The organism is Clostridium sp. HGF2, from assembly GCF_964240115.1.
Classification (GTDB): domain Bacteria; phylum Bacillota_I; class Bacilli_A; order Erysipelotrichales; family Erysipelotrichaceae; genus Clostridium_AQ; species Clostridium_AQ innocuum.
The window spans coordinates 51,669-71,947 of sequence record NZ_CAXSSO010000001.1 but is presented as its reverse complement, the minus strand read 5'-3'; the positions used below and the strand labels follow the sequence as shown (position 1 = coordinate 71,947).

Sequence of the window (20,279 nt, the reverse complement as noted above, 5' to 3'; positions counted from 1 at the left end):
ACAGAGTGGATGTAAATTTTAATCTTGACATTTATTTTTTTTGAAATTACTATTCTATCAAAGGGGTGATGGCATGAGAGATAAAATACTAGCAATAATCCGTAGAAACTGTGAGCAGCAGATGTTTGAAGCCAATACAGCCATTATCATCAGTGAACAGATTCATATAAGTCGAAATGAAACTGCATCCTTGCTTCATGCATTAACAACACAAAAGAAAGTAATAAAAATTGGAGCACGTCCATCGTTTTTCATAGACAGAGAATTTATGGAGCAGGAATACGGTATGCAAATTCCAAACAACAGCTATAAATCTGTCGAATTTCTAATATCCCAATGCAGAAATGAGCCGCAGGATTTTGAAAAACTCATAGGACACGATGGAAGTCTGTCTGAACTGATCAAGCAATGCAGAGCTACCATTGCGTATCCACCTGATGGGCTTCCTCTTATGCTCTACGGCCCCACAGGAACCGGTAAAAGTCTGATTGCCCGTCTGGCATACGAATATGCGGGAAATAACGGACTCCTTTCGGAGCATGGAAAATTCATGGCAGTGAATTGCAGTGAATATGCGAACAATCCCGAACTGCTGACTGCAAATCTGTTTGGCTATGTGAAAGGAGCCTTTACCGGCGCTGACCAGAACAAGGCCGGACTCATCGAGCTGGCAAATGGCGGCGTATTGTTTCTTGACGAGGTTCACAATTTAAAAGCAGAATGTCAGGAGAAGCTGTTTCAGTTTATGGATCGTTCCATCTATCACAAGGTAGGAGATAATGAAACCTGGTATACGTCAAAGGTACGTCTTATACTTGCAACAACAGAGCCTCCGGAAGAGGTCTTATTAAAAACACTGCAGCGCAGAATCCCTATGACGATTACCGTTCCCACATTGAAGCAGCGCGGTGTACAGGAGAAGGTACAGCTTCTATATGCTATGTTCAAGGAAGAAGAACAGCGCCTTCGCAAAACGATTCACATCAGCACCAAGGTATATAATATCCTGCTTTCCCATGATTTTACCGGTAATATTGGAGGCTTAAAAAGCTGTGTGCAATCCTGTTGCATCAATTCCCTTTTTCAAGATGATGACAATCAGGAAATGCGCATTCAGCTCAGCAGTATGTCGGAACAGATACTGAACGGCATAACGGAAAAAAGCTCCGTTTATACAACAACAACCGAATTCATCAATCTGCATGATCTGCAGAATTTCATTCATACGGATAAGGAAATCATACGGCTTAATGAAGAGCTTCTAAAGCATTTTCAGGCATTTGAAAACCATACAGCGGATGAAGAAAGCTATATCAGAAGATGCAGGCAGGCTGTGTGGAAATATTTTGACACTGTACTTCTTACAGAAGCACTGAAGCAGGAAAAGGATTTCTACCAAAGCGGTATTCAGCATATCTTCGGAATCGTCAGCGGTCAGTATAAGCTCACCATCAGTAATAACGATGTATTGTCTGTATGTAGCTACCTCAATGCCTATACAAAGGATTACCACAGCTTTCGAAACTGGTCAGCTAAACATAAAGGTAAGACGGAGCTGTTTCTGAATTGTCTGAAAACCCGTTTTCCCAGAGAATACAGCATCGCTTCAGAAATTGGAAAATATCTAAACTCTTATCTGGATATCGATATCATGCCAATGGCAACGATTATCTTCATTCTCTATTTTAAAAGTCTGTTCGCAGAGGAGGACGACCAAAAGCGATGCGGTGTGATCCTCGCCCACGGCTTTTCCACCGCAAGCAGTATTTCCGATGCGGTAAATAAGTCTTTGGGAAGCTACGTTTTTGATGCGATCGACATGCCTTTGAATGTTGACATGAGCTCCATATTGGAACAGATGAATACCTATCTGAAAAAGCTGGGGGAAACTGAAGAGCTGTTTCTTCTTGTGGACATGGGAAGTCTGGAGGAAATATATAAAGGACTTCACCTAAACAATGTCAATATTGGAATCATAAACAATATCAGTACACGGGCAGCGCTTGAAATAGGAAGCGGCATTTTGCAAAGCCGAAGCATGGAGGATATCTTCCGTGATGTTGTTTCCGGTAATATTACCAGTTATCACATCGAACGAAACCGACAGAAAAAACATGCCATCCTGTGCAGCTGTGCAAGCGGTATGGGAACTGCAGAAAAACTAAAACAAACGATTGAAGATTCTTTGCCTCTGTCCACAGAAATCAGTGTACTGGCTTATGACTATAATGAGCTTGTTGAAAAGGGAATGAACTGCACACTGTTTGATAGTTATCATATACTCTGTGTGATTGGGACATTAAATCCAAACATTGACCAATTGTATTTTATTCCGATTGAGGATTTAATTATCAACGATACGATTGACGGATTTGATCATTGCATAGAGAATGCAATGTCGAAGGAACAGCTGACTCTGTTCAAGAAGAATATATTAAAGAATTTCTCGCTTTCCAACATCATGAACAGTCTTACCATATTGAATCCGAATAAATTGCTGGAGCATGTTGCCGATGCTATAGACCGGCTACAGATAATCCTTAATATTTCACTTGCCAACAACACCTGTTTCGGGCTGTATGTTCACATGAGCTGTCTGATCGAACGTCTTGTCATGAACAAGGGAATCGAACTGTATCCGGATATGCTTGCCTTTGAAAAAGAGCATACTGTATTCATACAGCAGGTAGAAACAGCCTTCACAGCAGTAGAAGCCTTTTACGGTGTGCAGATTCCCGTTGCTGAAATCGGCTATGTGCATGATTATGTAAAAAATGATCTGAATTATAAAAAATATTATACCTAAGCGTGCCCTATGGCACGCTTTTTGCTTGTATACAGATGCATACCTTGAAAAGAAAATCATGTCGGTTACAGCGCTGTGGCATGATCCTTGCTTGGATATGTATGAGTATTAAAAGTAATACAGGGAATTTCCTGTATGCACAAAAAGAAAGGAGATAACAGCTTGAGAAAAATAACCATAGCTTCCCATGGAGAATTTGCGAAGGGACTGAAGCATTCCATTTCCTTGATCGTTGGAAAGCTTGCGGATGATATCCATACATTCTGTCTTTATCCTTCTCAAAGCCCTATGGATTTCAAGGAACAAATCGAACAGGAAATCAAGCAGCATCCGGAGCATGAATACATCTTCCTCTGTGACATCAAAGGAGGAAGTGTTCATACAGTATGTTCACAGCTGTGTGCATATGAAAACGTTAAAGTATTCAGCGGCACCAATATGAACCTGGTTCTGGATCTGCTATTGTCCTGTCCCGATACGATTGAAACAGAAAATCGTGAGATTCTGCTTGAAAATGCAAGAGAGGGAATAACACTTATGACCAGAGATGATCTGGTAGAAAAAAAGGACGAGGAGTTCTGAAGGAGGTAGCGTATGATTAAGTGTTTACGAGTGGATCACAGATTATTACACGGCCAGGTGGCATTTTCCTGGACAACAGCACTGGGGGCTGACTGCATTCTCATTGCAAATGATGATGTCATGAATGATGCGATGCGCAAAACGACGATCAAGCTTGCCAAGCCAAGCGGTGTCAAGCTGGTTATTAAAACACTTGCGGATGCCATCGAAGCATTAAACAGCGGTGTTACAGACAAGTATAAGCTGTTTATTGTTGTAGAATCCATAGAAGATGCTTATCAGATTGCGACGCAGTGTCCTGCTGTAAAAGCGGTAAATCTGGGAGGAACAAAGGCCAGAGAAGGCACACGCAGCATTTCCAGAGCGGTAAATGTGAATCCGGTGGAGGAAAAAAGGATTCAGGAATTACTGGATGCCGGAGTCGAAGTGGAAATCCGAATGATTCCGGTGGATAAGTCCATTGATGCCCGCAGCGCACTGCATGAAGGAGGAAGTAAAAAATGATACAGGCACTATTATTGGGGGCTATTGCATTTTTCGGTAATTGTGATTATGCATTGGGTACCAGCTTATTGAAAAACCCAATTGTATTAGGACCGCTTGTCGGTCTGGTCCTGGGGGATGTCACAAAGGGAATCATCATAGGAAGTACACTGGAGCTGGCGTTTATCGGTGCACAATCCATCGGTGCATTTGTACCGCCTAATGTTGTTGTTGGCGGTGTGCTTGGTACCGCTTTTGCAATTACGACGGGAAAGGGTGCGGAAGTAGCAGTTACACTTGCTTACCCTATCGCATTGCTTGCTAGTATATTTGAAAATCTGTTTATGTCTGCCATCTTCCCTTTAACCGGTACCTGGGCAGATAAGTATGCAGAGAAGGGAAACTACCGTGCCATAGAAATGATCCATATCGGAGATGGTATCGTTCAGAGTCTGACCTTTGCATTGCTGGTTGTTTTTGGTTTCCTGATCGGAAGCGGTCAGGTGGAAACACTCGTAAATTCCATACCGGCTGTTATCACAGACGGCCTTACCATAGCAACGGGATTGCTTCCTGGCATGGGATTCGCCATGCTGGCTCAAATGACATTGAATAAGAAAGTCATTATGTTCTTCTTCCTGGGCTTCCTGTTGTCTGCTTATGTCGGTGTACCGGTTCTCGGTATTGCTCTGCTGGGTGTGATTGCCGCATTCCTAAAGGTTGATTTTTTCTCAGAAACCGCAGTAGCTGCGGACGGAGGTGAAGATGATGACTTCTAATACCAGTGATTTGATTACAAAAAAAGACCTGCATAAGATGTTCTGGAGATCGCTTCCTATGGAATTTTCCTGGCACTATGAGCGTCAGATGCATATGGGCTTTGAATTCATGATGATTCCGGCACTTCGTAAAATTTATGATAATGATCCGGAAAAGTTCAATGATTCCTTACAGCGTCATCTTGAATTCTTTAACACATCCATGTATTTCAGTACCTTTATTGCAGGTATCATCATTTCCATGGAGGAAATGAATGCAAGACAGGGCAGCTTTGATACTGCCTCCATCAGTACTATGAAGGTCGCATTGATGGGACCGCTGGCCGGTATCGGAGATTCTGTTTTCTTTGGTACGATTCGTATTCTTGCCATTGGCGTCGGTACCTCTCTGGCTGCACAGGGAAATATTCTCGGTACAATCTTGTTTCTGCTGATTTTCAATATTCCTGCATATGCCGTCCGTTATATTGGTGCCATGAAGGGGTATGAGCTTGGTGCTAATTATCTGGAAAAAATTCAGAAATCCGGGTTAATGAATAAATTTATGCTGGCTGCCTCTATTGTCGGTGTTATGGTAATCGGTGGTATGACAAAGGAATTGATTACTGTTAATACGCCAGTCTCGATTGGCTCCGGTGACGCTGCTGCCAGCATTCAGGAAATACTGGACGGTATCATGCCGGGTATGCTCAGCCTTGGTGTCATGGGGATTTACTACTGGCTTTTGAAAAAGAAAGTGAACGTCATTGCCATGATTGTCGGTACTGCACTCTTTGGTATCCTTTGTGCGTGGCTCGGCATTCTTGCCTGCTAGTTACAGATGGATGAAAGTGAGGTGGCAGGATTGATAATTGATATGCATGTTTCTCCGGCTTTTATTGACGAGCTGCATCAAAGCGAAACGCAGCTGCAAACCTGTCGCAGGCTGACAGGCTTATACAAGACAGATACTCAGCCTGTTTCCTTTATGAAAACGATGTGTAAGGTATCGGATATTGAAATGCTTTGCCTTCTTCCCCTCGATTTAACAACAACACATAATGCTTATCTGGGCACCAATGAACAGGTTGCTCAACTGGTACAAAAGGATTCTGATCTATTTATCGGCTTTGCCAGTGTAGATCCGCATCGAAGTGATGCCGTGGATGTTGTCCGCCATGCCTTTTTGAATTTGCATTTATCCGGTCTGGTTCTTCATCCTTCCCAGCAACGGTTTTATCCAAATGAAGAGTTATGCGGGGCTTTGTACGAGGTATGCGAGGAATTTAATAAGCCAATCATATTTCATGCCGGAATGTCTGCACGTCCCAATACACTGAGTAAATATGCACATCCGCTGTTATTTGAAGAAGTCGCCTGTGCGTATCCACATTTACGTATCTGCCTGAGCGGCTTTGCATGGCCATGGGTACGTGAGGTATGCATGCTGATGCTGAAATATAAAAATGTATATACCGACACAGCTCTGCTTTATTTTGACAATCCCAAAGAATTTTATCATCAGAGCTTCTGTATAGACATTGGCGCACATTGGATTGACCGCAGTCTTCGTCACCAGATCATGTTTGGAAGCGATGAGCCACGTCTTGAACAAAGACGCATGATAGAAGCGATTTACAACATGGATTGGCGTGAGAGAACAAAGCAAATGATATTCAGAGAAAATGCACTTGACTTTTTAAACGGAGGCGGTTTCTATGACTGAATACAGAGAATTGACCTATGAAACACAGGCGTACAATGAGCTTATTCCGATTGCAGAGGATATAAAAAAACTGGTATCTGAATGCGGCATACAGCAGGGAATAGTTTATATCATCACCAAACACACAACAACGGGAATTACAGTAAATGAAAATCTGGAATGTCTAAAGGCTGATATTTTGAAGAGACTCGGTATGATATTTCCCGAAGAGGACGACTACTATCATGCTCGATTCCTGCAAAGCTATGGTGCTATGGCCGGGAATCCCACCGGACATTTAAAGGCAATGATCACAGGGAATCATGCCGTTTTTCCAATCGTAAATGGTAGCATCATGCTTGGAAAGGCTCAGGAAATTTATCTTGCGGAGTTTGATGGTCCACAGATACGGGATGTAATGATTTCCATACTGGGAGATAATTAACATACGAAAACAGAAAGAAAAGAGAGGTAAACACATGTACAATTTTGATAAAGAAGCATATTTCACAGACGCTAAACTAACATATGATACAAGAGGAGAAATCGAACGGGTTGCTGATGAGGTAAGCAAGCAGGGATTTAAAAACATATTCTTCATTTCCTCCGGAGGCTCTCTGGCAGTCATGCAGCCGATTCAGTATCTGCTGCGTTCAAAAAGTGCGATTCCCACATATTGTGAAATTGCATCAGAGGTTATCCTGACAGATAATAAACAGCTGACAAAGGATTCCATTGTTATCACTTCCAGTAAATCAGGTACTACCAGTGAAACAATGGAAGCGATCGAATTTTGTAATAAAAAAGGAATCCGCGTCATTGCATTTTGTGGAAAACCGGATACACCGGTTGATCAGCTGGCTACCTATTCCATCATCGGAAAAGCAAAGGATGCTGTAGAGTTTGAGTATATTCAGCATTACCTGCTGGCATTCCGGCTGCTGTTTAACAATGGTGAATTCGATGCCTATAACCGGTTGGCTGACCAGCTGGAGAAGCTTCCTGAGAATCTTGTAGCTGTAAAAGAACAGTTCGAGCCAACTGCCGCAAGAATTGCCGAAACCTATTATAATTCCGGTATTCAATACTGGATTGGAGGCGGCTCTCTGGCACCGGAAATTTATTTACATGCGATGTGCATTCTTGAAGAAATGCAATGGATTCGTACAAAATCCATTAAAAGTGCTGAATTCTTTCATGGTACCCTTGAAGTGATTGAAAAGGATACTCCTGTATTTCTTGTAAAGGGTGTGGATGAAACAAGACCGATTGATAATCGTGTGGAACGACTGATTAAAAAATTAAGCGATCATGCAGAAGTGATTGATGTCGCAGATTACAGTTGTCCGGATATCGATGAGGAATTTATGGATATCATAGCAACCTCCATTGTGACAACAATTCTTGACGAGCGACTGGCTGTTCATTATGAACGTGTGACTGGTCATGATCTGACAACAAGACGCTATTACCGCCAGTTTGCATATTGATCTGATTCTCTGCTCAACCTCTATCAAAAGGCAGAATCTCTGGCATATTATCCAATAAAAGGAAGCAATGCAATCCCCATGCTCTCATATGGGGTGTCTGCTTCCTTATTTATATACAGTTTACTCCAGAAATTTCCTTAACCGCTTTTTTCCTGAATCCTTTTTCTTACACCATGTTTTTGCCTGTTCTTCCTGTATAAAGCTTTTTAAAGGAATCAAATCACTTTGTGATCAAAGGCCTCCAGTGCACGGTAATACGCCGGTTTATCCTCATTGTAAATGATAACAGGGGCGATATCATGAATCATGAAATAATAATTCATCAATGTCCTGCCTGCTCTGCCATCCGCAAAGGGATTATATGTTCAAATATTGCATGTAGATATACTCCTGCTGTAAAGTAATCTGTTCCCTGATATGTATTAAGCTCTGATAACAGCTCTTTCACATCGGATTCGACTTCATGAGGATACCTGCCGATTTCATTTTTACCGGTTACATAATCATGTATTTTGAATTCACCCGAACGTTCCTGTTTATCATGGTAACGAATATCATCATATGTACCTTTCATAAGCTTATACTGCATGCGCTTGATAAAGTTTATATCCAGAGCTTTTTTCTCTACGATAAGCAGTTTCAAGTAATTATAGCAATGCACCTGATTTTCTATTTCAAACAGTGTTCTCAGATCACCGGTATAACCGTTCACAGAGCCCTTTTCGAAAATATCTCTTGTGTCATGACATTTTCTATTTTATTTGAATGATACGCGAACAGAATTTTAAAATCATAGAGTCTCACATCAATTTCTTCCAGTGAGCTAAATGACATATGCTTTACCATTATGTATACCCCCGCATTTCCTGTTCATTATACCACATATCCATATATGCATGTACAGAATCGTTATACCGCTTATTGTATTTGCGAACAGCCAAATAAATAGAAAAGGACCAGATGTTCTGATCCCTATTTCTTAGTTATATACATTTTTGCGTTCCATGTGTATTCAACGTTCCATCATGCTGATTGACTCGATTCCCACACTTCCACCTCTAACTACCTCGATGTCTCTGAATTCCTCTTTCATCAGCTTAATGACCGCATCATTCTTTGTTGCGGTTTGCACAAATTCCAGAAGGAGGCTGTCTCTTCCATAATCAATCACCTTTGCCTTAAAGGTCTGTGCGATTTGAAACAGCTCCGTTTTTTCCTGCAGGGTACAGTTCTGTACCTTCACATATAAAATTTCCTTCATACGGACAAAGATATCCGTAAAATCTATGACCTTAATTACTTCCACTAGTCGATTCAGCTGTTTCTTGATCTGTTCAAAGGTTTCATCATCACTGACTGTCGCAATCGTCATTCTGGATATGGTAGGATCCTCCGTCGTTCCTACGGTAAGGCTGTCAAGATTATATGATTTCCCGGAAAATAATCCGGAAATCTTAGACAAAACACCTACCTGATTTTCCACATACAGCGATATCCAACGTTTTTTCATACCGTTACCATTCATATATCCATTCTCTCCTTCCTGTTTCAGCATCAGTTTAACAATCCATAAGCATATCCTTTAAGGTGCCGTTGGGCTGTATCATCGGATACACAAGATCCTCCGGATTTATGATAAATTCAATGATTACCGGTGTTTTCTTACTGCTCATCGCCTCGCGAAGTGCCGGCTCAATCTGTTCCTTTTCCGTTACCCGGATCCCCTTTGCCCCATAGCTTTCCGCCAGCTTTACGAAATCAGGAGTATACGTTGGACAGGATACTTCCCCGCATTTATTGCGGCAGGCAGCTCCGGCACGAAGGCAGGTCATGGCATAGCGCTTTCCATAGAACAGCTTCTGCCACTGCCGAACCATGCCCAGATTGTTATTATTGAAAATACAATTTATAATAGGAAGCTCCTCCAGTACAGCTGTTGCGATTTCCTGGATGTTCATCTGCATCCCGCCATCTCCCGAAATGGATAGTACAGGAGTATCCGGATTTCCAATTTTTGCGCCGATTGCCCCCGGAAGACCATAGCCCATCGTACCAAGACCTCCGGACATCAACAGCTTCTTCTTGTTAGTCAGCTCGATAAACTGTGCTGTAAACATCTGATGCTGTCCGACATCGGTGACAACGATCAGCTCCTCAAATACCCGGTTGATAGTTTCGATGATGTCCTGCGGGGTCAGATACGGCTTCTTTTTCATCATGAGTGGATGCACGCTTTTCCATGCATCGATTTCATCCAGCCACTTTTTTGTATTATATTCATGCACATATTCCAGCATTTTATTGATTGCTTCTCTGGCATCCGCAACAATCGGGATGTCTACCTGTATATTTTTAGAGATCGCGGCAGTATCAATATCAATATGCACTATTTTGGCATTGGGCGCAAAGGAATGCAGCTTTCCCGTGATCCGGTCATTGAATCTTGTACCGATGGAAAACAGCAGATCGCACTCATTTACGGCCATATTACAGGCATAGGCACCATGCATTCCGATATTCCCCACATACAGCGGGTGATTGCTTGGAATTGCCCCCTTCCCCATAATTGTTGTTATGACAGGTATATTCGTTTTATTAACCAGCTTTGTAAAGTCCTCATTTGCATGGGCAATATTCACACCGCCCCCGGCAAGAAACAATGGACGTTTTGCCTTTCCCAGCATTTTGATAGCACGCTTCAGCTGACCAATATGCACTGCAGTATTGGGCTTATATCCCCGAATATTCACCTTATCCGGATAATCTGCTTCTCCCAGCTCTCCCATAACATCCTTTGGAAGATCGATCAGCACCGGACCGGGTCTTCCGCTTGCCGCTATATAAAAGGCTTCTTTGATAATACGTCCCAGGTCTTCCCTTCTGCGAACCGTGACACCGTATTTAGTGATACTGCGGGTGATTCCCACAATATCCACCTCCTGAAACGCATCATTTCCGATTAAATTTCGGGCAACCTGTCCGGTAAAGCATACTAGTGGAACACTGTCATAATAGGCAGTCGCAAGACCGGTCACAAGATTTGTCGCACCCGGGCCACTGGTAACGAGACATACCCCTGTTTTCCCTGTAGAACGTGCATAGGCATCCGCTTCATGAACAAGAGCGATTTCCTGCCTTGGAAGAATGATTTTTATACTGTTCTGCTTATATAATTCATCACTGATGTCAATGGTACAGGCGCCCGGATAAGCAAACAGCGTATCCACACCCTCTTCCTGAAGTGCCTTTACCAACAACTTATTGCCACTGATTTTCTTCATATGCATACCTCCCTAATCTATCTTATTACTACTTTAACACAATACAGGCACTATGAAAACACTTTAAACCTGCTTGTTTAAGACATTTTTGTGACAAAAACCGTAGGATTCAGCAAATTCAAAAAAAAACTATGAAAAATGCTATTTCACAGGCAATTTATGTGCAAAGAAGCTGATGTACAAAAAAGCAGATACCATATAAAGTATTGAATACTGCATATACTATCTGCTTACATTATAAAAACATTTTGTTGCTCACACTAATTCAGACATCTCTATATTCTATTGTATCAATACGTTAGTATTTCAATACCATGTTCTGTGACCAGGAGGGTATGCTCCCACTGGGCACTTAATGAACCATCCTCTGTATAGGATGTCCATCCGTTATCTTCATCAATATATAAATGATAATCTCCTACATTGATCATGGGCTCAATCGTAAATACCATACCGGGAGCCAGCACCATACCACTGCCTGCACGACCGACATGACCGATTACCGGATCCTCATGAAACTCCTTGCCAACACCGTGTCCGGCAAAATCCACAACAACGCTGTATCCCCTGCTTGTCGCATATTTATGAATGGCGGCACCGATATCACCGACATGTCCCCATGGCTTGACGGCATCCATGCCAATGTTCAGACATTCCTTTGTGACCTCAACCAGATTTCTTGCCTCTTCACTGACCTCCCCGATTATAAACATACGGGAAGCATCGGAATAGTAGCCATGAAAGATTGTTGATACATCGACATTTACAATATCGCCTTCCTGCAGGATAATACTGTCATCCGGAATACCGTGACAGACCTCATCATTCACAGATGTACAGCAGCTTTTCGGAAATCCTTCATAATTCAATGGTGCAGGAATCGCACCATGGGAAACAGTATAATCATATACCAGACGATCAATTTCACCGGTACTCATACCGGGACGAATATGCTTTGCGACATGATCCAGTACTCCTGTATTGATATTCCCACTTTTCTTAATACCGATGATATCTTCCTTGTTTTTAATCAGAGAGCGATCCGGTACAATATGTCCTTCCCTGGCCAGCTTTGCGAGCTTTTCATCAAATTTTTCATGGCACTGCTTATATTTCTTTCCACTGCCGCACCAGCAGCGTGTATTTCTATGCATTTCCATATAGACACCTCTTTTCAACCTCTATAGTATAGCACTTATTTCTGTACTTTTCACATGAAAACATGCGAAAGAAAGGGAAATAAAGTCCTTCTATATCATCTATGCCTTATAGCATTATGCATTTTGTATAACCATGTACGCAAAACATTATTTCCTTACGATACGGTTTCGGTATCGTGGTATAATAAGGATAAAGTTAAGGAGCTGATCATATGAAACGTCTGCCGATTGGAATAGAAGATTTCAAGGAACTGATTGACAAAGACTGTTATTATGTAGACAAAACATCATTCATTACAGACATTATAAATGAAAAGGTCGCATTATATACCAGACCGCGCCGTTTTGGTAAAACACTGAATATGAGTATGCTATATTATTTTTTCTCAATGAAGCAGAAGGATAATGCTTATCTTTTTAACGATATGGATATTGTCAATCATACAGACTCATTACAATACCAAAATCAGTATCCGGTCATTTTTATTACTCTGAAAGATATGAAAAAACACACGTTTGAAAATCAAAAGGCGATGTTCGCTATCCTAATCCAGGATATTGTCAGAAAAAATCAGGAGTTACTCGAAAGTGAGGAATTAAATACCTTCGATAAAGAACAGCTTATAGCATATTATCGTCGTACACAAAGTGATGTAGATCTGCAGAATGCATTAAAGTTTCTTTGCGGTTGCTTGAAGCAGCATTATCATAAAGATGTTATTCTTTTGATTGACGAATACGATGTTCCGTTACAAAGCGCATATTTAAAAGGATATTATGATGAAATGGCAGACTTTTTAAGCGGTATGTTCAGTGCTGCCCTAAAAACAAATGATGCATTGGAAAAAGGGATTCTGACAGGCTGCCTGAGAATTGCGAAAGAGTCGATCTTCACTGGCTTAAATAATTTTAGTGTATATTCCATTTCTGAAGATCAATCCAGTACATCCTTTGGATTTACACCAAAAGAAACGATAATACTCCTTGAACACTACGATTTGAAATCCTATGAACAAACCATAAAAGAATGGTATGATGGGTATCTATTCGGAAACAAAGAGATATACAATCCATGGAGCGTACTGAAATATGTTCAAAAAATCAAGCAGGGAAACGATACACCGGAATCCTTCTGGGCAAATACGAGTGGAAATGATATTATCTATCAGTACATTCAAAAAGCAAATTCACATATGAGAGAGGATTTTGATTTATTGACATCCGGTAAGATGATTGAAAAAGCCATAAAACATGAGCTCACCTACCGTGAAATGGATAAAATACAGAACATTTACAGCTTTCTTCTATTCACGGGTTATTTGAAAGTCATAAAATGCATAGATGAAGAAAAGAGTATATACCAGCTGATGATTCCTAACAAAGAAATCAACAGAATTTATACCCTCATATTTGAAGAATGGTTTCAGGAACAAACGGAGGCACATGCTGAGAATTTCGCTGAAGCCTTGTTGAAGGAAGATATAGAAACCGCAAATAAAATAGTAAATGACCTTCTTTTTACTTCCATCAGCTATTTTGATTATGATGAGAAATTCTATCATGGCATTTTAATAGGCTTGTTATGCAATTATCGCATCATGTCTAATCAGGAGTCCGGTTTGGGAAGATTCGATATAGCGGTTGCGCCTCGTTCCTTAAGTGATCGGGGGATGATATTAGAACTAAAAACAGCTACTTCCCTTGCGGAATTAAAAAACACGGCAAAGCACGCATGTAAGCAGATAAAGGATAAACAATATATAGAAGGTATGCTGGCGGAGGGTTATGAGGATATTATCGGCTATGGCATCGCTTTTTATAAGAAATTCTGTGTTATTGAGGCTTTAAAGGATAGCACGGATACTATTGTAAACGATACGAGCATTCAATAGTTCATTATTCCAAAAGGATTGCGGACCCGCAATCCTTTTTTTATATCTAATAATTTCAAGATGCCTCTTTTCCTGCATCCTTCAGCTTTTCATGCTCCTCCTGCTCCAGTTCTTTTCTGGCAAGACGCTTAAAATCCGCATCTCTTGTTTTTCTTCTAGGAAGGAATTGTCTGGTAAAAGCACCCTTTCCACGCTTTTTCACATAAAAATAGCCAAGGATAGAAAATGTAGAGGCGCCTATAAAATTCACAAGCAAATCCTCCATAGTATCAATCAGTCCGATATCCAGATAACCGTTAAATCCCAGCTCTTTGCCATTTACCGCAACGGAATGGATCCCGTCAATCGTAATTGGTATATTGCTGTTGGTTGGATCCAGCATAACCGTTGTTATACTTTGCACGATCGTATCCTTCTGCATATCCGTCCCCATGAAGGTATCCATACCAAATTCAAAGAATTCCCATACAACACCGATTGTCATGGAAAAACAGAAAGCAACCAGTGCCATAAACACAGGGGAAAGACGAAACTGCAGACGATCATCATTATTCAAAAGATCCACAAGTGAAAAACCGATTGCCGCCGCAAGAAAGCCGTTCAGCGTATGCAGGATGGTATCCCACATGGGAATCAGGATATAAAAAGACTGGATTTCTCCGAGAATTTCTGCGGAAAAGATAAATAGCAGGATGATAATTTCCAATGCTGTTGGCAGTTCGATTTTCAGCTCTACCTGTAGAAAACTCGGTACTATCAGCAAAATCAGTGTTAACAGGCATAAAAATACATTTTCAAAATTCCTGTTGAATATCTGAAGAATCATAACAAGAATTACAAGTGCGCGCAGGGTTAGGTATACAAGAAACGATTTCCTATGCTCCTTGATCTCCATCTTGATTGCTTTTTTCATTGTCTGGTATTTTTTCGACATAAAACACCTCCTGAATTTTATTACAATCATATAGAATTCTGAAGGAAATTTCAATAATTCTTTTTAATATATTTAAAAAACAAAAAAATAAATTAAAATCATATTTATTAAAAGGTTATAAAATATTGTTTTCATAATTTAATTTAAATAGAAACAGTTAAACTATGTTATAATTATGATTTTTAAACCAACTCAGAACCTATATTTTACTCCGAAGTTTACTAAGTTATAACTTACTAAGTTGTAACTTAGTAAACTAATATGCCTCATAAATTATCAATATAAAAAGTCTCCATATTCTTCCGCATGATAGACAGATTATAGAAATTCATCCTTGTGTGAATGTTATGTTAACTGTATAATTCGCTTCCATATCATGTAAGCATATTTTATGTGATCAATCATAGATTTCAGATAATCATAAAATATCCTGTCACAATCACCATAACAGGATATCTTATTTCTCTATTAGATTATTTGTTACTTTGCTTCATTTAGGTCCTGTTTCAATCCCGAAGAAACACATTGCTCTGCCTTCCATGCTTTATCTGCACATCCCAGAATTTTAATGAAATGCTTTGCTGTTTCCTTATATCCTTCCTGCAGCATCGGCATTAAGGCATAGATATTATTCCCCTCCATACCGACTTCCTGTATTTTATTATACGCTCCGCGGAATAAATCATTGGCTACATTCACCTTACTGATACCCAGACGGCATGCCGTTGCCAGATTCTCATCACCGGTACCGCTGCCACCATGCAGCACCAATGGCACCGGAACTTTCTCTGCCAGCTCTTTTAAAAGATCAAGACGAAGCTTTGGCTCTCCTTTATAAACACCATGTGCGGATCCGATGGCCACAGCCAGACAGTCAACGCCTGTCTCCTTCACATAACGGACTGCTTCATCCGGCTGCGTTAGGGCTGCAATACCATCAACAGCATAATTCTCACCGACACCGACATGACCTAGCTCTGCCTCTACACCGACACCCGCAGCATGTGCAATTTTCACAAGCTCCTTCACCTGTGCGACATTTTCCTCATATGGAAGAGAGGAGCGATCGACCATGATGGTATGAAAGCCGGCATGGATTCCTTTCACCGCATCCTCAAAGGTTGCACTGTGATCCAATATAAACGCTACCGGTACGCTCGCTTTGATCGCAAAATCATGCAGCATGCGGCCAAAATACTGCATATCTTTATTATGACCCCAGCCACAAAGCATAATCAGGGGGGCATTCATTTCCTCAGCCGCTTCCACGCATGCTCTCAATGAAAGCTCATCTACAGCTGATAAAGCCGGTACTCCGTAATGTCCCTCTTTTGCCTGTTGCAGGATTTCTGCCATACTTACTAACATCTTATATTCCTCCTTAAGTTAAAATGTGATAATAATACGAAATGTATCCGGACGTATTGCTGCTTCAAACGCTTCCTGTGCCTGATTGCACGGATATACTCCGGAAACCAATTTTTCTGGATCAATCAACCCTTTACTTAACATATTGACCGCCCGCTGAAAGGAACGTACGCTTGGACTTACTGCTCCTGTAATAACCGTTTCACTGGAATGCAGCCAGTTTGGACTGATTTCAATCGGCTTATCAGGATGCTGTGAGCTGTACATGACGCATCTTCCCAAGGGTGCTGTCATCTCCACAGCCTGCTTAGCAACAGCACTGATCGGTGTTGTGTTAAAGACAGCCTCTGCACCGATACCATTCAGATTTTTTATGTAATCAACCGGATTTGTTTCCATCGGGTTGATAGTATCATCACATCCCAGTGTCTTTGCCAGAGCACGACGTTTAGCATCCGGCTCACTCATGATAACGCGTGCACCCGACAGCTTGGCACAGAGTACATGTAGCATTCCCATGATGCCTCCACCTAACACCGCTACATCATCTCCCAGTGCAATCTGTCCACGTTCAATCGAGTTCAGCACACATGCCAGCGGTTCGCTGAACACCGCTGCTGTATCAGAGAGTGATTCCGGCAGCAGGTAAGCCTGAGAGGGATCAATATTCAGATATTCTCCAAGCCCTCCTGTACCTGGTATTTCCATTTCCTTATCAAACGGCGCATTGATATCTACGCACAGATTCTCTTCACCATGACGACAGAAATAACATTTTCCGCAAACCTGAATCAAACGAGCTGTCAGCTTCCTTCCGATCGGAAACTCTCGTTCACTTACCCCCTCCCCAACGGCCGCAACGCTTCCGACAATTTCATGTCCTCCAACAAATGGCAGCGGCATTTTGGACTCCCGTGTAAACACACGCTGTTCCCAGGTACATAATGCACATGCTTTGATATGCATCAGTATTTTGCCCGGCTTTACATCAGGACGCCGAACCTCTTTCACCTCAACCTTATGGTCATCCGTAATCGCTACTACCTTCATTTTCTCATTCATATGCTGTCCTCCATTCTTTTCCATCATATAATTCCTGATACATTGCTTTTAATTCAGCTGCAGAGAAGGTCTTTGGTGCACACTGCACATTGGCATCCTGCATCGCCTGCTTCACATAGGTATCAATTTTACACATATAAGTCTTACGATCAATACCTGCTTCCTGTAGGGTAACCGGCATCTCTATTCTTCGATACATCTCCCATATCCTTGCTATCAGACGCTCCTGCTTTTCCATAGAGGTCCCGCAGATTCCCAGCTGATCAGCCACTTCCTCATATAAAGGCTGCGGCAGCAGATGACACATTGTATACGGCAGGATAAGCCCCGTCATAAGTCCATGTGGCTTTCTGAAATCACCACCGGCCTGATCCATTCCATGCGCCATACCGGTTATGGAGTTATTGATACATGCACCTGCAATCGTTGCACTCAAATGGATATCACGACGTGCATTCAAATCACCATTGCAGGAAGCCTCCAGCTGTTTTATAATCTGCACAGCGGCCTGCACACTTTGCATCCGTACCATATCCGAAGCCAGAACAGAAATACCCGCCTCCAATGCATGGGCAAGAGCATCACATCCGGAGAATGCAATGACGTGCTTGGGAAGACTTACCAACAGCTCATAATCAAGAATGGCTGTGCTTGGCATGATTTCATTGCTTAAAACCATGCACTTTCTTTTCTCTGTATCCTTAACTACCGCACAACCCGTTGTTTCAGAGCCTGTCCCACTAGTTGTAGGAATGGCAATCAGTTCCTTTTCCTTTGTGAATGATTCTACAGCATATGGTGCAAATGCCTGTTCCCAAGTGTAATCAGGGAATTCTGTAAACAGCCATAGTACCTTCGCACTATCCAGGACGGAGCCGCCTCCGATTGCCACAAATACATCCGGATCAAAGCGCTGCGCTTTTCGAATGGCCGGTTCCAGAAGCTCTGTGGTAGGCTCCTGCGGCATATTACAGAGGACTTCATAATCGCAGTCCTTTAAAAGCTCATCAAACAGCTTTGTTTCAAGCTGTAATGCCTTCAAAACATTTTCATCGACAACCAAGCCGATTTTTTTATCCTTCCACCGTTGTACTTCACGAAGTGCACCATTTCCCATGATATACTTCGTTGTTTGGTATTGTTTAATCTGCATCTATTGCCTCCCTATACACTCAAAATTCCCGTTAATCCGCCAATAATGCCAATAGCGATTATGACCAGCATAACCAAAACACTTGATTTCCCTGCTTTCAGCAGCTTGTAGCAGCCCAGTGTTAACAGCAGCGGAAGCATACTTGGAAGTATGGTATCGAATAGCTGCTCCTGCATGGAGAAGCTTCCCTCTGCCTGTGGAATGCTGATACCGCATTTCATTGTCACAAAATTAACGACCAATGCCCCCAGTACCATACATCCCATAATGCCCGCTGCGGATATCAAACGCTTGATAACACCATTCTCCAGCATACTGAGAATTGCATCGGAGCCTTTACGATAGCCCAGTAAAAATCCAAAGCGTGATATAGCAAATACAATAATCGCCATAACCAATGAGAATACAAAGGGAATAACCCAGTTGCCACCTTTTGCAAAATCTACAGCGAATGCAATCAGTAAGGGGAGAATGACCCCCTGTATCAAGGTATCACCAATACCTGAAAGAGGACCCATCAGTCCGGTTTTAATTGAGGTGACTGCATCATTATCAAGTTCAGCTCCCAATGCCTTTTGTTCTTCCATCGCCAGAACCAATCCGACAATAGATGACCCTAAACAAGGCTCACAATTAAAGAAGCTGGTATGACGCTGCATAGCTTCTATACGTAAATCCTTATCATTTTTGTAAAGCTTACGCAAGGCCGGTGTCATGGCATGAAGGAAGCCGATTCCCATCATACGCTCATAATTGTAGCAAGCCTGATTATTAAACAGCCATAGCAGCCAGGCTCTATTAACCTCTTTACTTGTAAGCAGATTTTTCTTATCTACAGTATCACTCATACCGCATTACCTCCTGTACTCTCTTTTTTCTGTGTATAGACGATTGCAATACAAAGAGATATAAATCCAATCGCGATCATACTCAGTCCCGAATAAACAGAAATCAAGAAGCCGATGAAGAAAAAGATTTTTGCTTCTCCTTTGAAAATATACATCAGAGTCAAGCCTATACCGAGAGCAGGCATCATTCCTCCGATAATCATGAGAATATTTAAAACCGTCCCGCCAAGAGCATCAATAATCCCCTGTATATAGCTGGCTCCGAAATAGCATGCCAGCATACATGGAACAAAGGTAAGCACAAACAGCATCAGCTGCGGCAGCAATACAGACGGAATCCAAATTTTCCCAGCCTCGCCTTTTTCTGCGAGATGATCTGCCATATGTGCAAATACCGAATCCAGTGTCAGACGTCCGAACCACAGCAAGGTCCCAATCAATCCGATAGGGACAGCAATCGCCAGAGCAGCTTCCGTATCCAGCCCCCCTGTAATTCCCAAAGCGGCTCCCAAAATCCCAGCTAAACACATATCTCCGGGTAAAGCACCACCTGCGGATATAAACCCGACATACATCAGATTTATGGTAGCTCCTATCATAGTTCCCTGTGCGGGATCACCAAGAATCATTCCTGTCAGACAACCGCTTACCAACGGCCTGTAGACGGAATAATAACCAACCGGTCCTGCAATGATCGAGCTATTCCCCAAATAATAAATAATCCCCAGTAAAACAGCCTGTAAAATACTCATAAATA

Annotated in this window: 19 protein-coding genes; 9 read left to right on the top strand and 10 right to left on the bottom strand. The window is 41.8% G+C overall.

Annotated elements, in window-relative coordinates; genetic code table 11:
* Positions 1–73 precede the first annotated feature (73 nt).
* The 8 genes from ACESPQ_RS00350 to ACESPQ_RS00315 all read left to right on the top strand — a co-directional run bounded on the left by ACESPQ_RS00350 (position 74) and on the right by ACESPQ_RS00315 (position 7,824).
* Entirely contained in the window at positions 74–2,806 is a 2,733-nt protein-coding gene (locus ACESPQ_RS00350) for a sigma 54-interacting transcriptional regulator (protein WP_373143747.1), read from the top strand.
* Between the two features lie 162 nt (positions 2,807–2,968).
* The gene (locus ACESPQ_RS00345) at positions 2,969–3,388 is read left to right on the top strand and encodes a PTS sugar transporter subunit IIA (protein ID WP_258291322.1); all 420 of its coding nucleotides are present in this window, start codon (positions 2,969–2,971) and stop codon (positions 3,386–3,388) included.
* A 12-nt stretch (positions 3,389–3,400) separates the two neighbouring features.
* Positions 3,401–3,892: a PTS sugar transporter subunit IIB gene (locus ACESPQ_RS00340; protein ID WP_373143746.1), complete on the top strand. Its 492-nt coding sequence runs from the start codon at positions 3,401–3,403 to the stop codon at positions 3,890–3,892.
* Complete coding sequence (locus ACESPQ_RS00335) at positions 3,889–4,650, top strand: PTS mannose/fructose/sorbose/N-acetylgalactosamine transporter subunit IIC (protein ID WP_002606382.1); 762 nt, start codon at positions 3,889–3,891, stop codon at positions 4,648–4,650. Before ACESPQ_RS00340 ends, ACESPQ_RS00335 begins: the two co-directional genes overlap by 4 nt.
* Positions 4,637–5,464 (top strand): PTS system mannose/fructose/sorbose family transporter subunit IID, encoded by an 828-nt coding sequence (locus ACESPQ_RS00330; protein ID WP_373143745.1) that lies wholly within the window; start codon positions 4,637–4,639, stop codon positions 5,462–5,464. The genes ACESPQ_RS00335 and ACESPQ_RS00330 overlap by 14 nt, the downstream gene beginning before the upstream one ends.
* A 21-nt stretch (positions 5,465–5,485) precedes the next feature.
* Positions 5,486–6,355 (top strand): amidohydrolase family protein, encoded by an 870-nt coding sequence (locus tag ACESPQ_RS00325; protein ID WP_257379087.1) that lies wholly within the window; start codon positions 5,486–5,488, stop codon positions 6,353–6,355.
* Positions 6,348–6,779 carry a secondary thiamine-phosphate synthase enzyme YjbQ gene (locus ACESPQ_RS00320; RefSeq protein WP_002606385.1) on the top strand — a complete coding sequence of 144 codons (432 nt, stop codon included), beginning with the start codon at positions 6,348–6,350 and terminating at the stop codon, positions 6,777–6,779. Before ACESPQ_RS00325 ends, ACESPQ_RS00320 begins: the two co-directional genes overlap by 8 nt.
* 34 nt (positions 6,780–6,813) lie before the next feature.
* Complete coding sequence (locus ACESPQ_RS00315) at positions 6,814–7,824, top strand: SIS domain-containing protein (RefSeq protein ID WP_109769908.1); 1,011 nt, start codon at positions 6,814–6,816, stop codon at positions 7,822–7,824.
* A 322-nt stretch (positions 7,825–8,146) separates the two neighbouring features.
* Here the strand turns inward: ACESPQ_RS00315 and ACESPQ_RS00310 are convergent, their stop codons facing one another.
* From ACESPQ_RS00310 to ACESPQ_RS00295, 4 genes are all read right to left on the bottom strand, one after another.
* Positions 8,147–8,536, bottom strand: a complete 390-nt coding sequence (locus tag ACESPQ_RS00310; protein ID WP_008816314.1) for a hypothetical protein — start codon at positions 8,534–8,536, stop codon at positions 8,147–8,149.
* Positions 8,537–8,836: 300 nt separating this feature from the next.
* Positions 8,837–9,349, bottom strand: coding sequence for an acetolactate synthase small subunit (gene ilvN / locus ACESPQ_RS00305; RefSeq protein ID WP_002606390.1), 513 nt, complete (start codon positions 9,347–9,349; stop codon positions 8,837–8,839).
* A 34-nt stretch (positions 9,350–9,383) separates the two neighbouring features.
* Positions 9,384–11,105 (bottom strand): biosynthetic-type acetolactate synthase large subunit, encoded by a 1,722-nt coding sequence (gene ilvB / locus ACESPQ_RS00300; RefSeq protein WP_109769910.1) that lies wholly within the window; start codon positions 11,103–11,105, stop codon positions 9,384–9,386.
* Between the two features lie 290 nt (positions 11,106–11,395).
* On the bottom strand, positions 11,396–12,265 hold the full coding sequence (locus ACESPQ_RS00295) for a methionyl aminopeptidase (protein ID WP_373143743.1): 870 nt from the start codon (positions 12,263–12,265) through the stop codon (positions 11,396–11,398).
* A gap of 212 nt (positions 12,266–12,477) precedes the next feature.
* On the opposite strand from ACESPQ_RS00295, the gene ACESPQ_RS00290 reads away from it, so the two are divergent.
* Positions 12,478–14,157 carry an AAA family ATPase gene (locus ACESPQ_RS00290; protein WP_118001712.1) on the top strand — a complete coding sequence of 560 codons (1,680 nt, stop codon included), beginning with the start codon at positions 12,478–12,480 and terminating at the stop codon, positions 14,155–14,157.
* A 55-nt stretch (positions 14,158–14,212) separates the two neighbouring features.
* Here the strand turns inward: ACESPQ_RS00290 and ACESPQ_RS00285 are convergent, their stop codons facing one another.
* From ACESPQ_RS00285 to ACESPQ_RS00260, 6 genes are all read right to left on the bottom strand, one after another.
* Complete coding sequence (locus tag ACESPQ_RS00285) at positions 14,213–15,091, bottom strand: hypothetical protein (RefSeq protein ID WP_008728725.1); 879 nt, start codon at positions 15,089–15,091, stop codon at positions 14,213–14,215.
* Between the two features lie 480 nt (positions 15,092–15,571).
* Positions 15,572–16,459: a class II fructose-bisphosphate aldolase gene (locus tag ACESPQ_RS00280; RefSeq protein WP_002606395.1), complete on the bottom strand. Its 888-nt coding sequence runs from the start codon at positions 16,457–16,459 to the stop codon at positions 15,572–15,574.
* An 18-nt stretch (positions 16,460–16,477) separates the two neighbouring features.
* Complete coding sequence (locus ACESPQ_RS00275; RefSeq protein WP_002606396.1) at positions 16,478–17,521, bottom strand: zinc-dependent alcohol dehydrogenase; 1,044 nt, start codon at positions 17,519–17,521, stop codon at positions 16,478–16,480.
* Positions 17,514–18,674, bottom strand: coding sequence for an iron-containing alcohol dehydrogenase (locus ACESPQ_RS00270; RefSeq protein ID WP_002606397.1), 1,161 nt, complete (start codon positions 18,672–18,674; stop codon positions 17,514–17,516). Before ACESPQ_RS00270 ends, ACESPQ_RS00275 begins: the two co-directional genes overlap by 8 nt.
* An 11-nt stretch (positions 18,675–18,685) precedes the next feature.
* On the bottom strand, positions 18,686–19,522 hold the full coding sequence (locus ACESPQ_RS00265; protein ID WP_373143741.1) for a PTS system mannose/fructose/sorbose family transporter subunit IID: 837 nt from the start codon (positions 19,520–19,522) through the stop codon (positions 18,686–18,688).
* On the bottom strand, positions 19,519–20,274 hold the full coding sequence (locus tag ACESPQ_RS00260; RefSeq protein WP_373143740.1) for a PTS mannose/fructose/sorbose/N-acetylgalactosamine transporter subunit IIC: 756 nt from the start codon (positions 20,272–20,274) through the stop codon (positions 19,519–19,521). The genes ACESPQ_RS00265 and ACESPQ_RS00260 overlap by 4 nt, the downstream gene beginning before the upstream one ends.
* Positions 20,275–20,279: the final 5 nt, after the last annotated feature.

What these genes read in the sequence shown, in the direction of transcription:
- ACESPQ_RS00350 (WP_373143747.1), top strand. Translation starts at nt 74, where the DNA reads ATGAGAGATAAAATACTAGCAATAATCCGTAGAAACTGTGAGCAGCAG.
- ACESPQ_RS00340 (WP_373143746.1), top strand. Translation starts at nt 3,401, where the DNA reads ATGATTAAGTGTTTACGAGTGGATCACAGATTATTACACGGCCAGGTG.
- ACESPQ_RS00335 (WP_002606382.1), top strand. Translation starts at nt 3,889, where the DNA reads ATGATACAGGCACTATTATTGGGGGCTATTGCATTTTTCGGTAATTGT.
- ACESPQ_RS00330 (WP_373143745.1), top strand. Translation starts at nt 4,637, where the DNA reads ATGATGACTTCTAATACCAGTGATTTGATTACAAAAAAAGACCTGCAT.
- ACESPQ_RS00320 (WP_002606385.1), top strand. Translation starts at nt 6,348, where the DNA reads ATGACTGAATACAGAGAATTGACCTATGAAACACAGGCGTACAATGAG.
- ACESPQ_RS00315 (WP_109769908.1), top strand. Translation starts at nt 6,814, where the DNA reads ATGTACAATTTTGATAAAGAAGCATATTTCACAGACGCTAAACTAACA.
- ilvN (WP_002606390.1), bottom strand. Translation starts at nt 9,349, where the DNA reads ATGAATGGTAACGGTATGAAAAAACGTTGGATATCGCTGTATGTGGAA.
- ilvB (WP_109769910.1), bottom strand. Translation starts at nt 11,105, where the DNA reads ATGAAGAAAATCAGTGGCAATAAGTTGTTGGTAAAGGCACTTCAGGAA.
- ACESPQ_RS00295 (WP_373143743.1), bottom strand. Translation starts at nt 12,265, where the DNA reads ATGGAAATGCATAGAAATACACGCTGCTGGTGCGGCAGTGGAAAGAAA.
- ACESPQ_RS00290 (WP_118001712.1), top strand. Translation starts at nt 12,478, where the DNA reads ATGAAACGTCTGCCGATTGGAATAGAAGATTTCAAGGAACTGATTGAC.
- ACESPQ_RS00285 (WP_008728725.1), bottom strand. Translation starts at nt 15,091, where the DNA reads ATGTCGAAAAAATACCAGACAATGAAAAAAGCAATCAAGATGGAGATC.
- ACESPQ_RS00280 (WP_002606395.1), bottom strand. Translation starts at nt 16,459, where the DNA reads ATGTTAGTAAGTATGGCAGAAATCCTGCAACAGGCAAAAGAGGGACAT.
- ACESPQ_RS00275 (WP_002606396.1), bottom strand. Translation starts at nt 17,521, where the DNA reads ATGAATGAGAAAATGAAGGTAGTAGCGATTACGGATGACCATAAGGTT.
- ACESPQ_RS00270 (WP_002606397.1), bottom strand. Translation starts at nt 18,674, where the DNA reads ATGCAGATTAAACAATACCAAACAACGAAGTATATCATGGGAAATGGT.
- ACESPQ_RS00265 (WP_373143741.1), bottom strand. Translation starts at nt 19,522, where the DNA reads ATGAGTGATACTGTAGATAAGAAAAATCTGCTTACAAGTAAAGAGGTT.
- ACESPQ_RS00260 (WP_373143740.1), bottom strand. Translation starts at nt 20,274, where the DNA reads ATGAGTATTTTACAGGCTGTTTTACTGGGGATTATTTATTATTTGGGG.